The 14,418-nt window shown below is 70.7% G+C and carries 15 protein-coding genes; 5 read left to right on the forward strand and 10 right to left on the reverse strand.

The genetic code is table 11. The annotated features are described in order from the left end of the window. Window positions 1-199: 199 nt before the first annotated feature. Complete coding sequence (locus O7631_RS05580; RefSeq protein ID WP_278143297.1) at window positions 200-1,486, reverse strand: hypothetical protein; 1,287 nt, start codon at window positions 1,484-1,486, stop codon at window positions 200-202. Between the two features lie 239 nt (window positions 1,487-1,725). On the opposite strand from O7631_RS05580, the gene O7631_RS05585 reads away from it, so the two are divergent. Next, a complete protein-coding gene (locus tag O7631_RS05585) occupies window positions 1,726-4,863 on the forward strand; it encodes a BTAD domain-containing putative transcriptional regulator (RefSeq protein WP_278147852.1) in 3,138 nt (1,045 codons plus the stop codon). Here the strand turns inward: O7631_RS05585 and O7631_RS05590 are convergent. Continuing rightward, window positions 4,847-5,596: an ABC transporter permease gene (locus O7631_RS05590; RefSeq protein WP_145778250.1), complete on the reverse strand. Its 750-nt coding sequence runs from the start codon at window positions 5,594-5,596 to the stop codon at window positions 4,847-4,849. The genes O7631_RS05585 and O7631_RS05590 overlap by 17 nt on opposite strands. Next, on the reverse strand, window positions 5,593-6,537 hold the full coding sequence (locus tag O7631_RS05595) for an ATP-binding cassette domain-containing protein (protein ID WP_278143298.1): 945 nt from the start codon (window positions 6,535-6,537) through the stop codon (window positions 5,593-5,595). The genes O7631_RS05590 and O7631_RS05595 overlap by 4 nt, the downstream gene beginning before the upstream one ends. A 156-nt stretch (window positions 6,538-6,693) precedes the next feature. Here O7631_RS05595 and O7631_RS05600 point away from each other — a divergent pair, with 156 nt between their 5' ends. Beyond that, window positions 6,694-7,062 carry a VOC family protein gene (locus O7631_RS05600; protein WP_278143299.1) on the forward strand — a complete coding sequence of 123 codons (369 nt, stop codon included), beginning with the start codon at window positions 6,694-6,696 and terminating at the stop codon, window positions 7,060-7,062. 24 nt (window positions 7,063-7,086) lie between these two features. On the opposite strand, the gene O7631_RS05605 is transcribed toward O7631_RS05600, so the two are convergent. From O7631_RS05605 to O7631_RS05620, 4 genes are all read right to left on the reverse strand, one after another. Then, window positions 7,087-7,731 carry a dihydrofolate reductase family protein gene (locus O7631_RS05605; RefSeq protein ID WP_278143300.1) on the reverse strand — a complete coding sequence of 215 codons (645 nt, stop codon included), beginning with the start codon at window positions 7,729-7,731 and terminating at the stop codon, window positions 7,087-7,089. Window positions 7,732-7,757: 26 nt separating this feature from the next. Continuing rightward, complete coding sequence (locus O7631_RS05610) at window positions 7,758-8,459, reverse strand: dihydrofolate reductase family protein (RefSeq protein ID WP_278143301.1); 702 nt, start codon at window positions 8,457-8,459, stop codon at window positions 7,758-7,760. A gap of 75 nt (window positions 8,460-8,534) precedes the next feature. Further along, on the reverse strand, window positions 8,535-8,954 hold the full coding sequence (locus O7631_RS05615; RefSeq protein WP_278143302.1) for a hypothetical protein: 420 nt from the start codon (window positions 8,952-8,954) through the stop codon (window positions 8,535-8,537). Window positions 8,955-8,985: 31 nt separating this feature from the next. Next, a complete protein-coding gene (locus tag O7631_RS05620) occupies window positions 8,986-9,180 on the reverse strand; it encodes a hypothetical protein (protein ID WP_278143303.1) in 195 nt (64 codons plus the stop codon). Between the two features lie 56 nt (window positions 9,181-9,236). Between O7631_RS05620 and O7631_RS05625 the strand changes: the two genes are divergently transcribed. Next, window positions 9,237-10,118, forward strand: coding sequence for an LLM class flavin-dependent oxidoreductase (locus tag O7631_RS05625; protein ID WP_278143304.1), 882 nt, complete (start codon window positions 9,237-9,239; stop codon window positions 10,116-10,118). A gap of 8 nt (window positions 10,119-10,126) precedes the next feature. Here the strand turns inward: O7631_RS05625 and O7631_RS05630 are convergent, their stop codons facing one another. The 3 genes from O7631_RS05630 to O7631_RS05640 all read right to left on the reverse strand — a co-directional run bounded on the left by O7631_RS05630 (window position 10,127) and on the right by O7631_RS05640 (window position 12,250). Next, window positions 10,127-10,558: an ASCH domain-containing protein gene (locus O7631_RS05630; RefSeq protein ID WP_278143305.1), complete on the reverse strand. Its 432-nt coding sequence runs from the start codon at window positions 10,556-10,558 to the stop codon at window positions 10,127-10,129. Window positions 10,559-10,624: 66 nt separating this feature from the next. Next, window positions 10,625-11,665 (reverse strand): questin oxidase family protein, encoded by a 1,041-nt coding sequence (locus O7631_RS05635; RefSeq protein ID WP_278143306.1) that lies wholly within the window; start codon window positions 11,663-11,665, stop codon window positions 10,625-10,627. A 33-nt stretch (window positions 11,666-11,698) separates the two neighbouring features. Next, window positions 11,699-12,250, reverse strand: a complete 552-nt coding sequence (locus O7631_RS05640) for a phosphoribosyltransferase family protein (RefSeq protein ID WP_278143307.1) — start codon at window positions 12,248-12,250, stop codon at window positions 11,699-11,701. Window positions 12,251-12,437: 187 nt separating this feature from the next. On the opposite strand from O7631_RS05640, the gene O7631_RS05645 reads away from it, so the two are divergent. Together O7631_RS05645 and O7631_RS05650 are read left to right on the forward strand one after the other, a co-directional pair. Further along, complete coding sequence (locus tag O7631_RS05645; RefSeq protein ID WP_278143308.1) at window positions 12,438-13,070, forward strand: septal ring lytic transglycosylase RlpA family protein; 633 nt, start codon at window positions 12,438-12,440, stop codon at window positions 13,068-13,070. 104 nt (window positions 13,071-13,174) lie between these two features. Beyond that, window positions 13,175-14,299 (forward strand): PP2C family protein-serine/threonine phosphatase, encoded by a 1,125-nt coding sequence (locus O7631_RS05650; protein ID WP_278147853.1) that lies wholly within the window; start codon window positions 13,175-13,177, stop codon window positions 14,297-14,299. The last annotated feature ends 119 nt before the right edge of the window (window positions 14,300-14,418 follow it).

Consider the following 14,418-nt stretch of genomic DNA (forward strand, 5'->3'; position numbering starts at 1 on the left):
CTGCGAAGGCCCTGACCAGGACGTGAGTCCCGGTCAGGGCCTTCGATATTCCGCCGGCAACGAACACCTGACGGGCCATCCGCGGGCCGGTAGGCAGAGGGTCGAGCGGCCCCCGTGCCGACGGGCCCACGACGAGACCCGGGCGGCCCGGCCGCGGAGGCCGGACCGCCCGGGTGCGCCGGGGCGGCGCCGAGGAGTATCAGCAGGTCTGGATCCAGCGTGACCTGACGCCCGCGTCCAGCGTCACCTCGTCACCCGTAGCTACGGTGACCCAGTCGGTGTAGCCGTAGTTGGCGCCACCGGTCTCGTTCCAGTAGTAGATCAGGTCCGAGTCGATCGAGTCGATGAACTCGTGCGGGTCGTACACGTGGAACTGCACCCGGTAAGTGCCCGGGCGGACGTACGTCGTGAAGGTGCCGTCGGGGTTGATGGTGGTCAGCCCGCCGGAGCCGGACGAGCCGGGTTGCGTCACCACCTCAATGCGGTAGATCCCTTCGTAGCCGACCGGGGCGCCCACCTCGCACGTGTCCCACAGGCGGTTGTTGTTGCCGTCCACCCAGACGGTGCCGCGGATGATCGCCCCCTGCTCGACCGTGACGGTGTGCCGCGCCGTGTTGTTCTCCAGGGTCGTCTCCGGCAACGTCGTCGCCGCGGTCGCCTCCATCGTCACGACGTCGCCGACGGTGGTGGAGGTGAGGATCCCGCCGTAGGACAGCTGCTCGCTCGTCTCGCCCGGCCGCAATGGGCTGTGGATGCAGCGCCAGCCAGTCCGGCCGTCGGCGACGCCGTCGCCGAACGCGCAGTCCCACCCCTCGCTCCACGTCTCCGAGCCCTGCATCCCGGCCGGCACCGGGATGGTGACGGTCACCTCGCCCGAGGGGGAGTTCCCGGAGTTCCGGAGAGACGTGGAGACCCTCACATACTCGTTCGGGAGGAGCTGCTGGCTGGTCGCGGCGGGCACGAACTCGAGGTCCATCGTGCTGGGGATGTAGCGCACGCTCGCCTGGCCGATGTTGTTGGCGGTCGACGACTCCGTACCGGTCTTCGCCGTGGCGGTGACGCTCACCACGTCTCCGGCGGTGCCGGGCGGCAGCCCGAACGGCAGGTTCAGAGTGTCGGCGATCTCCCCGGCGGCCAGGGGGGCGTGTGCGCAGGTCGCGGTGCCCTGCAGGTCACAGCTCCAGCTCGGCGGGATCACGAACCCGTCGGAGGAGAACCAGGCGCCCGCCGGCAGCGTGAACGCCACGGTCACGTCCTGGCTGGCCTTCGTGCCGGAGTTGCGTACGTCGAGGGTCAGGGTCGACCAGCCACCACTGGCCGGCACCTCGACGGTGTCGACGGAGGCGGCTACCACGAGGTCCGCCCGAGCGGGGGCGGCGCCCGCCGGGCCAGTGGGCAGCAGGCCGGTGGCGAGCCCGGCCAGTGCGCCGACCAGGAGACTGCTACGGAGTAGGTGCTGGCGAGTGGAACGGAATTGAACGGACATCAGGTCCTAACGTCGGAGGGCATCGACCGAGTCGACGACCCCGTCCTCGGGATCGTCGTCGGCGTCTGTCCGATAGAGCGCCAAGATCGAGACCATCGTTACGGTGGCGCCGCGGTCGTCGTGCCTCGGAAGAGTAATCACGGTGAATCCGTACGCCTTCGGGGGTGAGTCGCCGGATGGATCGACCGGCGGACCTCGACAACGCGGGCAGCTCTCGCGTACGTGGCAAGATCTGCCAGGTGCAGGTCGGGTTACTTGGTCCATTCGAGGTTCGCACTGACGACGGCATCGTCACCGACGTGCCCGGTGCGCGGCTACGCGGGCTGTTGGCCGCTCTCGCGCTCAGCCCGGGTCACGTGGTCCCGAAAGCGACCCTCGTGGACTGGATCTGGGCTGAGAACCCACCCGCCGATGCGGCGAACGCCCTGCACCGCCTGGTGTCCCGGCTGCGAAAACTGCTGCCGGACGGTGCGATCGAGGGGCAGACCGACGGCTACCAGTTGACTGTGGCACCCGATTCCGTCGACGCCGTACGGTTCGAGCGCCTCATCGGTCAGGCTCGCGACGACGAGGGTCCGCAGCGGGTCCGGCGGCTCCGCGAGGCACTCTCCCTGTGGCGGGGTGCGGCCATGCAGGACGTCGGTGTGACCGACAGCGCGGCGTTCGAGGCGGTGGTCGCCCGGCTGGAGAGGCTGCGCCTGACCGCTGTCGAGGATCGCTTCGACGTGGAGATCAGCCTCGGTCACGGTCCGGAGCTGGTCGAGGAGTTGACCGACCTGGTGGCTGCGCACCCGGTGCGGGAACGACTCGTCATGTTGTTGATGCGTGCGCTCGCCGCGAGCGGTCGGGACAACGAGGCGCTGCTGGTTCACCAGCGCACGAGCGAGGCCCTGGCCGACACGTTGGGCGTCGATCCCTCGCCGGAGCTTTCGGCGTTGCACGTCGCGTTGCTGCGGGGCGAGTTGGGGCGCCGGGAGGAGGACCGCAAGACCAACCTCCGGGCCGAGTTGAGCAGTTTCGTCGGCAAGGACGACGCCGTCGCCCAGGTGGGCGCGCTCGTCGCCGAACACCGGCTCACGACACTGATCGGACCGGGCGGCTCGGGGAAGACCCGACTGGCCACGGAGACCGCGCGACTCATGCTCGGCGACCTGCCGGACGGGGTCTGGCTGGTCGAGCTCGCCGCGATCGGCGCGGACGGTGACGTGGTGCAGGCGACGCTCGCCGGGCTCGGGCTCCGGGATGCTCTGCTCGGCGAAGCGCCGAGCATGGAGCTGATCGACCGGCTCGTTGCCGCGATCCGTGAGCGGGAGGCGCTGCTGATCCTGGACAACTGCGAGCACGTGATCGAGTCGGCGGCGGTGGTCGCCCATCGGCTTCTCGGGGAGTGTCGGCGGCTGCGGATCCTGGCGACGAGCAGGGAGCCGCTGGGCATCACCGGTGAGGCGTTGTGGCCGGTCGCGCCGCTGGCCCTGCCGCCCCTCGACGCCGACGCCGCGGAGATCGAATCCTCCCCCGCGGTCCGGTTGCTGCGGGACCGGGCGGGCGCGGTGCGTAGGGATCTGGCGGTCGACGCCCACACGTCGTCGACCATGGCGCGGGTGTGTCGTGCGCTGGACGGGATGCCCCTGGCGATCGAACTGGCCGCGGCCCGGTTGCGCACCATGTCCGTCGACCAGCTCGCCAGGCGGCTGGACGACCGCTTCCGCCTGTTGACCGGCGGCAGCCGTACCGCGTTGCCCCGGCATCGAACCCTGCGCGCCGTCGTCGACTGGAGTTGGGAGCTGCTGACCGACGCCGAACGGACGGTCCTGCGTCGGCTCTCGGTGTTCTCCGGTGGGGTCGGTCTGGAAGCCGCCGAACGGGTCTGCGCCGACGACGTGGTCGAGCGGGAGGAGATGCTCGAACTGCTCACCGCGCTCGCCGAGAAGTCACTGCTGATCGCCGAGGGCGACGACGCTCCGCGCTACCGGATGCTCGGCACGATCAAGGAGTACGCCGCGCAGCGGCTCGCCGAGGCGGGCGAATCGGATCTGGCTCGCCACGCGCACCTGGCCTACTTCACCGATCTCACCGAGACGGCGGAGCCACGCCTTCGCCGCGCCGACCAGGTGGGGTGGCTCGCCACCCTCGAACTCGAACACGACAACATCGTTTCCGCGATGCGCGGTGCGCTCGCCGCCGGCGAGGCGGACGCCGCGATGCGGTTGGCTGCGGGCGCTGGCTGGTACTGGTGGCTCGGCGGTCACCGGACCGAGGGCATGGAGCTGATCATGGCGGCCACCGAGGCGCCCGGCGAGGTGAACGACGAGATCCGGGCAACCGTGTACGCACTCGTCGTGCTCTTCCTCAACTCCGGGCCGGGCGACGAGCGCCAGGCGGCGGAGTGGATCCACAAGGCGTACGAGGTCAGCCGGCGTAGTCGCGGCAGCCACCCGGGTGTGGCGCTCGTCGTACCGCTGGAACGCATGCTGCGGGATCCGGCCGCGATCCTGGCCGCGTGGGAGCCGCTACTCGACGACCAGGATCCCTGGGTGCGCGCGCTGGCACGGCTGCAACTCGGCAAGATGCGGATCCTTCTCGGCCAGCACGGGCCGGAGGTGGACGCGTACTTCGAGGCGGCGCTCGCCGAGTTTCGGGCCCTCGGTGAGCGGTTCGGGATCTCGTTCGCCCTGACCGAGTTGTCGGAGTCGATCGCCGTAGGCGGCGAGTTCGCCAGTGCCTGCGCGTACTACGGCGAGGCGATCGCGGTGGTGACGGAGGTCGGCACCGTCGAGGACATCATCCGGATGCTCTCGCGGCAGGCTCAGCTGTACTGGTTGTTGGGCGACGGGGAGTCCAGCGCGTCGGCGCTGGCCGAGGCTCGCCGGTACGCGAGTCGGGTCACCTGGCCGGGTGCGCTCGCCGTCCTGGCGCTGTCGCAGGCGGAACTCGCCCGCTGGCGTGGCGACGCCGAGGAGGTGGCCCGGCAGATCGGTGTCGCGGCCGGCCTGTTGCGCGACGAGGCCGAAGAGGCGCACATCCGCGCGGTGACGCACGACCTGCGCGGGTACCTCGCCGATGATCTCGACGAGGTCCGTCGGCACCGCTCCTCGGCCTGCGCGGCGGCGGCCGAGACGGGGCATGCGCCGACGATCGCGCAGGTGCTCGTCGGAGTCGCGGACCTCGCCCTGCGGCGTGAGCAGTTCGACCAGGCCGCGCGGCTGCTCGCGGCGAGCACCGCCGTACGCGGACGGCCGGATCGTTCCCACCCGGACGCGGTCCGCATTGAGCAGACAGTGCGGCGCCGCCTCGGCGATGGGGGTTTCGCAGAGGCGGCGCTGGAGGGCACTCGGTCGCACTGGAGTGAGTTGGTCGCGGTCACGCTCGCTTCGTGAACGTGGACCGCGCCCACAGGTAGCCGACGAGCGCGATGGCGACGCACCAGACGAGGGCGGGGATCACGTCGCCGGCGGACGGCGTGCCGTTCAGGAAACCCCGCAGGGTCTCGATGATCGGCGTGAAGGGCTGGTATTCGGCGAACTCCCGGAGCCCTGGCCCCATCTTGTCGGCCGGCACGATCGCGCTGCTGAAGAACGGCAGCATGACCAGCGGTACGGAGGCCAGCCCGGCGGTCTCCGGCGACTTCGCCGACAGGCCCAGCGCGACGGTGAGCCAGCCTGCGGCGAAGCCGAGCAGCACGATGATGCCGATCGCGCCGAGCCAGCCAAGGAGGGTCGCCGACGGGCTGAATCCGAGCAGGAACGCCACCCCGACGAGGGCTGCGATGGCGACCAGGTTGGTCAGCACACTGGCGACGACGTGACCGGTCAGCACCGCGCCCCGGGAGACGTGCATGACCTTGAAGCGGTTGATGATGCCCTTCGTCATGTCGGAGTTCACGGCTGTCGCGGTGGCTCCCAGCCCGTAGCAGACCGCCAGGAGCATCAGGCCGGGAGTCGCGTAGTCGATGTAGTCGACGCCGACGTTGAAAGCGTCGCCGAACATGTACACGAACATCAGCATGATCACGATGGGCATCAGCACCGCGTTGAACACCGAGGTCGGGTTGCGGGCGATGTGCTTGAAGTTGCGGCGCAACATGACGATCGAGTGGGACTTGGCGCTCATTTCGCTGCTACCTCCTGGGTGCGGGTGCCCGTCAGGGCGAGGAAGACGTCATCGAGGTCCGGCGTCTGCACGGAGAACCCCTCGGCACTGATCGCGTACTCGTCGAGCCGGTCCAGCAGGGCGCGCAGCGAGGCCGTCCCGCCGTCGCTGGGCACCCGCAGGGCGAGTGCCTCGTCGTCCCGCGTGGCGTCAGTGAGCACCCGGGCGGCCGCGTCGAGTTCCGCCACGGTCGCGAACCGGAGCCGGACGTGGGTGCCGGGAATCAGACGCTTGAGCTCGTCGGGCGTGCCCTGGGCGACCAGGCGACCCTGGTCGAGTACGGCGATCCGGTCGGCGAGCTGGTCGGCCTCTTCGAGGTACTGCGTGGTGAGGAAGATCGTCACCCCGTCGGCGACGAGGTCGCGGATGATCGACCACATGGTGCGTCGGCTGCGCGGGTCCAGGCCCGTCGTCGGCTCGTCGAGGAAGATGATCCGCGGGTCGCCGACGAGGGTCATCGCCAGGTCCAGCTTGCGGCGCATCCCCCCGGAGTAGGTCGACACCGGCTTCTGCGCCGACTCCGCCAGGTCGAACCGTTCCAGCAGTTCGGTGACGACCCGCTTGCCGTCCCTGGCCGGCACCGGGCTGAGATCCACCATCAGCTGGAGGTTCTCCCGACCGGTCAGCAACTCGTCCACCGCCGCGAACTGGCCGGTGACTCCGATCGCCGCGCGGACGGCCTTGGCCTGGGTGGCGGCGTCGTGTCCGGCAACGCGTACGGTCCCACCGTCGGCCTTCACCAACGTGGTCAGCACGTTTACAGTGGTCGTCTTGCCGGCCCCGTTCGGGCCGAGTAGGGAGAAGATGGTGCCCGTCGGGACGTCCAGGTCGATGCCGTCGAGCACGACCTTGTCCTTGTAGGCCTTCCGCAGTCCGGAGACCGCAATCGCTGAGCTCGTCATGCGGTCTACCATCGGCGGCCGGTCTGTCACCTCCCTGACGCGGCTCTGACACGACCACTGACACGGAGATCCGACCAGGCGACGACACCGTCCGGATCGACAGTGGTAGTTCCACCCGGGCCCCGACGCGGCTACTGTCCGGCGTGGAGGTGGTCCGTGTTCACCGAGGCCTTTCCGATCGTGACGACACCTGACCTGCCACGACTGATCGGGTTCTACCGCGACGTGGTCGGCTTCGAGCTGACCTACCGGTTCCCCGAGCACGGCGAACCGGAGTTCGTCGCGCTGCGATTGGGCAACAGCGAGTTGGGCCTGGCCGCCGACCCGGACGCCGGCGATCCGGCGCACTCGCACCGGTGGGAGCTGTGCGTCTACGCCGACGACTGCGACGCCGCCGTGACCGCCCTGCGCTCCGGTGGGGCGACGGTCACCGAGGAGCCTGTCGACCAGCCGTGGGGTGAACGGTCCGCCCGGGTCATGGACCCCGACGGCAATCGCATGCTGGTGCTGTCGCGCCTGCCGTGACGGCGGCTCGCCCCGCATCGCCGGTCATCGTCGCCAGAACAGCAGATGGGTGATGCCGCTGGTGCTGGGCACCGACTCCAGGTGGAAGCGGTCGAGAAGATCGTCGGGGCTGTGCCACAACCGCTCGCCCCGTTCGAGGTCGACGGGCGCGACCGCGATGTGCATCGTGTCGACCAGATCAGCCTCGAGGAACTCCCGGATCGTGGCGACTCCACCACCGAGGCGTACGTCCCGGCCGCCGGCCGCCTGCTTCGCCTGGGCCAGTGCCTCGGCCGGGCTGGCGTCGAGGAAGTGGAACGTGGTGTCGGCCAGGGTGAACGACGGGCGTACGTGGTGGGTGAGCACGAAGACCGGCGTGTGGAACGGTGGGTTGTCCCCCCACCAGCCCTGCCAGTCGTGGTTCTCCCACGGGCCACGCTGTGGGCCGAACTTGTTGCGGCCCATGATCTCGGCGCCGATGTTGCACTCGGCGTCGCGGGTCAGGTAGTCGTCCAGACCCCGGCTGCCGCCGGGCTCGGTGCGGTAGACGAAGCTGGCGGTGGCGGCCCGCCAGGAGAACAACGGGGTGGGGTCGGCGTGGCCGAAGGGCCGTTCCAGGCTCTGCCCCTCCCCGGTGCCGAACCCGTCACGCGAAACGTTGAAGCACTGCACCCGCAACAGTTGCGGCATCGTCGTCTCCTTCCGGATCGGCTGTGTCACCTGGTCACCGTCGGGCCGCCACCGCTGCCCCGATCGTCGAGCACCAGCGGGGCTCGACCGTTCACGGCGTACCGGATGTGGGTGACCTCCGGTGTGTGGATGACGCGGGTCGGCGTCAGCTCGATCGCCTCCTTCTCGGCGAGGTCGAGGTCCGCGTCGAAGAGCCGCAGGCCGGTGCCGAGCACCACAGGTACGACGTGCAGCTCCAACTCGTCGAGCAGGCCCGCCTTGAGGACCTGCCGCACCAGGCTGCCGCCCCCGGCCACCGCGACGTTCTTGCCGCCGGCCGCGGCACGTGCCTGCTCGACGGCGCTGGCCACCCCTTCGGTGACGAAGGTGAAGCTGGTGCCTCCCTGCCGCAGCAGACGCTCGCGGGGGCGGTGGGTGACGACGAAGACCGGCGCGCGGAACGGCGGCTCGTCACCCCAGGGCACCTCGCCGCCGTCGGCCATCCGGCGTCCCATCACGTACGCGCCGGCCGCCTCGAAGGTCTCGGCGATCACCTCGGAGTTGGTGTCCTGCTCGCCACCGGTGAAGCCTTGTCGTTCGCGCCACGCCGACACCTCGGTCACCCAGCGGGTGACCCGAAAGAACCCGGCGCTCTCGGCCGAGTCCATCCAGTCGCCGTCGCCCTCGAACAGTGGGCCGGCGTAGAAGCCGTCCACCGACACCGACAGCTGTGAAGTCACCTTCGTCATCTGGCTGGTCCTCTCCCTGGTCGCACCCCCGGACGGGTGCGGCTCGCCAAGGGGTCGGAGCCGAACTCGGTGCCCCTACCCGACGGCAGTGTGACGTGGGTCACCGCCCGGTTCGGTCAGGTACCACCGTCCGGCGTGTTTTGGGTCGCGTGACCAGCGCATCCGGGGCACCTCCTCGGGGCGCGGCCTCCAGTCCCGGTAGGGGGCGAGGGCCACCCGCCAGGCGATCACAGTGAAGACGTAGAGACCCGGGCCGACCAACCACAGCAGTGCGTCGCGCCGCCGATAGGACGCGTACGGCGCGAGCCAGGCGGTGGCCGCCATCGGTATGGCGACCATGCTGAGGTCGGCCATCGGGCCGGGACCGGACCGGGATTCGATCAGCTCACGGAGGACGACTGTCGGGATGAGCACCGCGAGCACCATCGCCCCGGTGACGACGACGCGTCGTCGTCCAGCCGCAGGGGTGCGGGCACCGGCTGGCTCAGGGGACATGTGCGCAGGCTAGCGGCCCTGCGCAACCGGCCTACATCGTGCGATCGGCGATCGCCGCCTCGATCCGCAGGCCGAGGCCGGTCAGGATGAGGAAGGCGGCGAGGATGTGTGGCTTGAGCCCTTCGTAGCCGGAGGACATGGTGAGCAGTGTCGTCATGAAGCCGGCCACCAGCGACACGGTGCCGAACGCTCGTACCGTGTCGTTCCGCCGTGCCGGTAGGTCCATGACGGAACGGTAGCGGCGACCTGGCCCCGGTGGTGCCCCGGTCTAGGCTGGCGATCATGCGGATTGGCATCGTGATCCTGCCCGACCAGCGGTGGGCGGAGGCGCAGCGTCGGTGGCGGCAGGTCGAGGAGTGGGGATTCGACCACGCCTGGACGTACGACCACCTGGGTTGGCGGGACCTGGTCGACGGCCCGTGGTTCGACTCGATGGCCACGTTGACCGCCGCTGCGACGGTCACCTCCCGGATCCGGCTGGGCACCCTCGTGGCGTCGCCGAACTTCCGGCACCCGGCCGCGTTCGCCCGGCAGATCACCACTGTGGACGACGTTTCCGACGGTCGGTTGCTGCTCGGCCTCGGCGCGGGTGGCATCGGTTTCGACTCGGCCGTGCTGGGCGGTGAGACTCTGCCGCCGCGTCAGCGCGTCGATCGGTTCGCCGAGTTCGCCGAGCTGCTGGACCTGATCCTGCGTGAGGACGGCACCACCTGGCGGGGTGAGTGGTTCGCCACGGTGGACGCCCGCAACAATCCCGGCTGCGTGCAGCAGCCGCGGGTGCCCTTCGTGGTGGCCGCCAACGGGCCCCGGTCGATGCGGCTGGTGACCCGGTTCGGCCAGGGTTGGGTGACCACCGGCACCGGTGACGACAACGACCTGGAGACCTGGTGGGGCAGCGTTTCGGCGTTGTCCACACGGATGGACCGCGCGCTGGACGAGGCCGGCCGCGATCCGGCGACCCTGGACCGCTATCTGTCGTTGGACTCCGCGCCGGTGTTCTCGCTCAGCAGCGCGCAGTTCTTCGCCGACCAGGTCGGCCGCGCCGCCGACCTGGGGTTCACCGACGTGGTGACGCACTGGCCACGGGAGAGCAGTTGGTACGCCGGCGACGAGAACGTGCTGGCGGACGTGGCGACCCGACTGCTGCCGGAGCTGCGCGGCTGAGGCGATGGTCAGGTGCCGAGGTCGCCGCTGGCCACCCCACCCTCGCCGCCGGAGACCAGCCGCAGGCGTAGGCAGACGATCTGGGTGTCGTCGTCGACAGGCGTGCCGAGCCGTGCCCAGTAGGTCGCGTGCCCGGCCCGCCACTCCTCGATCGACCGGTCCCCCTCGCCCTCGGCCCGGGCGAACTCCCACGGCACGTCGGCGAAGCGGACGATCTCGACGCCGGTGATCTCCACGACGCCGGCGAGCGCGTCGCCGTCGTCGACCAGGGCCAACCGTTCGCCGACGTGCTCCAGTTCCTCGCCCTCCTCCGCGTACTCGGCGAGCCGGCCGGCCGTCGCGGTCTTCACGCCGGCCAGCACGAGGGTGTTGAGGGTCGTCCGCAGCTCGCCGGGGGTGCCGAGGGCGAGGGTGCGCAGTTCACCGATCCGAGGCCACATCCTGCCGAGGCTAGGCCAGTGCGCCTCGTACCGCCGCCGCATCGCGCACCGCCCGCCTCGGATCAGTCAGATCATCTGCCCGGCGTAGCCGGGGGCGGCGAGGAGGCGGTCGTCGCCACTGACCGCGTGCGCGTCGAGCACCGCGTCGGCCAGCTTGACCACGTGCTCGTCGCCGTGCCGAGCCGCCCGGGCGAAGACCTCCGCCGGGGTCGCGGCGGTCACGGTCGGCGGCGCGATGCCGTCGGCTGGGGCGTACACCGAGGTCATGGCCGCCGTCGCGGCCCAGGCCGCGGCGAGGCTCGGCGCCCACAGCGCCCGGTCCAGAGCCGGCAGGGTACGCAGCACGGCGGTCGGTGCGGTGACCGCGTGCACCAGCATGACCGGCTCGGTGTGGCCGAAGCGCAGATAGTCCAGGCCGGCGCGGTGCACCAACGCCCTGAGGCCCTGCTCCGCCTCGGCCGGGCTCCGCGCGGGGCGCAGCGCCGCGAGCGCCGGCTCCCATCCGGGTACGCCAGGCAGCCGCTTCAACCGATCACGGACGCCTCCGCTCTGGTCGTCGATCCGGGGTACCCCGGCCAGCGCGGCGTCCACGTCCACCTGTTGCGGGCCCGCGGACAGGTCGGTGGGCATCCGGTCGGCGCCCGGGACCGGCTGCCAGCGCGCGGCCCAGTAGCCGAGGGCCTGGCCCAGTTCGGTGAGCCGCTGCGGGGTTGCGTCGTCCGTTTCGAGCGCGCGTACCGCGTGCCCGACCCGGATCACACCGTGGGTGGCGCCGGCGGCGATGCCCGGCAGCAGTCGGGGCCACCAGGTGCCGAGCACGTCGCGCCACGGGTGTTCGCGTAGTTGTCGGTCGAAGTAGGTCAGCCAGTCCCCGGCCCGCTTCGCGTCGCCCAGTGCGCTCCGCCAGTCGGTGATCGGGTGCAGCCCTCGGGGCAACTCGTCGAGTCGGCCGAGGTAGTCATCGAGCCAGCGGTGCACCTGCTGCTGGTGCCCGTGTCGGGTCAGCGCCTCGACGGCCATCGGCCCGTGGTTGGAGAGCCACCCCTCGAATTCGGGGCCGGTGCGGTGCAGTCGCTCGTACGCCTCGTCGAGGATTCCGTCACTCATGTGTCGATCGTCGAAGCTGAACCGCGCTTCAGGTCAAGCCGTCAGATCCGCAGCGTCGATCAAACCGGTGATCCGCAGGTCGGCCGCGATCTCTGCCGTGCAGTCGACGGCCACCACGGCCGCGCCCAGCACCTCGGCGCCCCGTGCGGCGCAGATGTCGTAGAGGGCGTGGATCTGCGCGCCCGTACGGACCCAGTCGTCCACCACCAGCACCCGGTCGCCAGGGCCGAGGTGCCGGTCCCGTACGGCCAGGTCGACCTGTCGACCTCGGTAGTCCGGTGGGCTCTGCGCCCAGGTGAGCGGCCCGGCCGGCAGTCGCCCGTCGCCGGGTTTGTGTGCGGCCACGAAGCCGACGCCGAGCGCGGTGGCGGCCAGTGGCCCGAGCAGCAGCCCGGTGACCGCCGGAGCGAGCACCACGGTCGGCCGGGCGGCCCGGTACGGCGTCACCAGGGCCGGACCCAGTTCGGCGAGGACCGACGGGTCCCGCCACCAACCGGAGATGTCGCTGACCAGGTGACTCGTGCCCGGGCCGGGGTCGATCCACCGGAACAGGGCGGCCAGGCGGTCGGTCAGCTCAGCGGGCATCCGCTCATCTTCCGGCACGCCCTGTCGACGTGTCGGCACCTGGGCCGGCCGGCCCATCCAGTGTCGGATGATCGGCTACACGTACCGGGGTAAATGCGGGCATACCACTATGATCACGTTGACTTCGGAAGTGCTTCTCTCGTTACGGTCCGACCCGGTTTGTTCAGTCGACGAAAGGACCGGGCCGGTGGCAGGCAGGCACTCCCGTACCCGCATCTTCTCCTCTCCGGCGGGCATCGTGGCCACCGCGGCGGTCGGCGTCGCCCTCGCCGTCGGGGGCACGTTCGGTGCCGTGCAGCTGACCTCCGGTTCCGCCCAGTCGGGGCAGACGACCCTGGACCTCACCCCGACCACCGCCGCCAGCAGCCTCGCCCCCAGCTCGCCGGCCGCCTCTCCGAGCGCCAGCGCCTCCCCGAGCGCGTCCGCCAGTCCGTCGGCCACCCGCTCGCAGCAGGCCGCCTCCCGAAGCAAGGCCCGCACCGCGTCGCCGAAGCCGAGCCCGACCGCCAAGAAGACCACGGCGGCGGCGAAGGTCCTGGACAGCGGCTCGTGTGGTGCCTCGTTCTACTCCGACGGGCAGCTCACCGCCAACGGTGAGTCGTTCAACCCGAATGCTCTGACCGCCGCGCACAAGACGCTGCCGTTCAACACCAAGGTCCGGGTGACCAACCCGGCCAACGGCAAGTCGGTGGTGGTGCGGATCAACGACCGTGGTCCGTTCATCGACGGCCGCTGCCTGGACCTCTCCCGGGCCGCGTTCGCCACCATCGCCTCCGTCGACGTCGGCGCGCTCACCGTCCGCTACGAAGTCCTCGGCTGAGCGGGGCGGGTGACGCCGATTTGGTCGCCCGATTGGCCCGGCCGGTCAGAACCTCCTCGGACGACGGGTCAGGTTCATTCACCGATTCACGAGGATCAGGCAAACTGTCCCTCGTATCCACGCGATTCCTCCAGCCGGGCGGACGCCCGCTGAGCCCCGGATCCCGCGCCGGCCTCGGCGCGGCCCTCGTTCTGCTCGCGATCGTGTCGGCGGTGGAGGCGGCGGACGGCCGGTGGGCGCACTACGTCGGGCTGTTGGCGGCCGCACCCTTCCTGGCCGCCGCGCTGGCCTCCTGGCCGGTGGTGCTCGGGGTGGGCGTCGGCGCGACAGTGGTCGGGGCCGCCTTCGCCCTGGCCGAGCCGAAGATGTCGCTGGACACCTCGGTCGACGTGGTCGGGGTCGCGCTCGCCACCGGGTTGGCGGTGGCGGTGACGTCGGTACGCCAGCGGCAGGCGGAGCAGATCGCCGAGTTGACCAGGCTCGCCTCGGTCGCCCAGCAGGCGGTGCTACGCCCGCTCGGGCCGCAGGTCGGCACGCTCTCGGTCGCCGGTCGCTACATCTCCTCCACCGCGACCGCCGAGATCGGCGGTGACCTGTACGAGGCGATCGACACGCCCTACGGCGTCCGCATGATCATCGGTGACGTACGCGGCAAGGGCCTGGACGCCGTCCGACTGGCGAGCATCGTCCTCGGGTCGTACCGGCACGTGGCGTACGAGCGGGCCGATCTGCGGGCCGTCGTCGCCGACCTGGACCGCGCGGTGGCCCGCAACGTCGGTGACGAGGATTTCGTGACAGCGGCGCTGGTCGAGGAGCGCGGCGGCACACTCACGATCGTCAACTGTGGACACCCACCGCCCCTGCTGTTGCGTCGCGGCGCGGTGATCCCCTTGGAGCCGCCGGCCCCGGCGCCTCCGCTCGGGTTCATGCCGGTGGTCCGCCCTCGGGTCGAACGCCTGGAGCCCGGGGATCGGCTGCTGCTCTTCACCGACGGGCTCGGCGAGGCACGGCGGGACGGTGAGTTCTTCCCCACTGCCGACCGGGCCTGGCGGCTGCTCGGCCACGGCACTGTCGCCAACGGGTTGGCCTCGCTGGAGACGGCCCTGATCGAGTGGGTCCACGGACGCCTGGACGACGACATCGCGCTGGTCCTGATGGAGTACGTGGGCGCCCGCACCGGCGCGGCCGCGGCCGTTCCGAGCTGGGAGGTCGGTGCCGCCGAGAGCTGATCTCGCCCGCGAGCCCCGAAGCTGTGTAATCGCCGTCACTTGTGTGATCCGCTTGTCGCTGCCTACCCGCGAGTAATACAGTTGGGGTTACTGATCGGTAACACCTGTCCGGAAGCGGG

This window comes from Micromonospora sp. WMMD967 (assembly GCF_029626165.1).
Lineage (GTDB): Bacteria > Actinomycetota > Actinomycetes > Mycobacteriales > Micromonosporaceae > Micromonospora > Micromonospora taraxaci.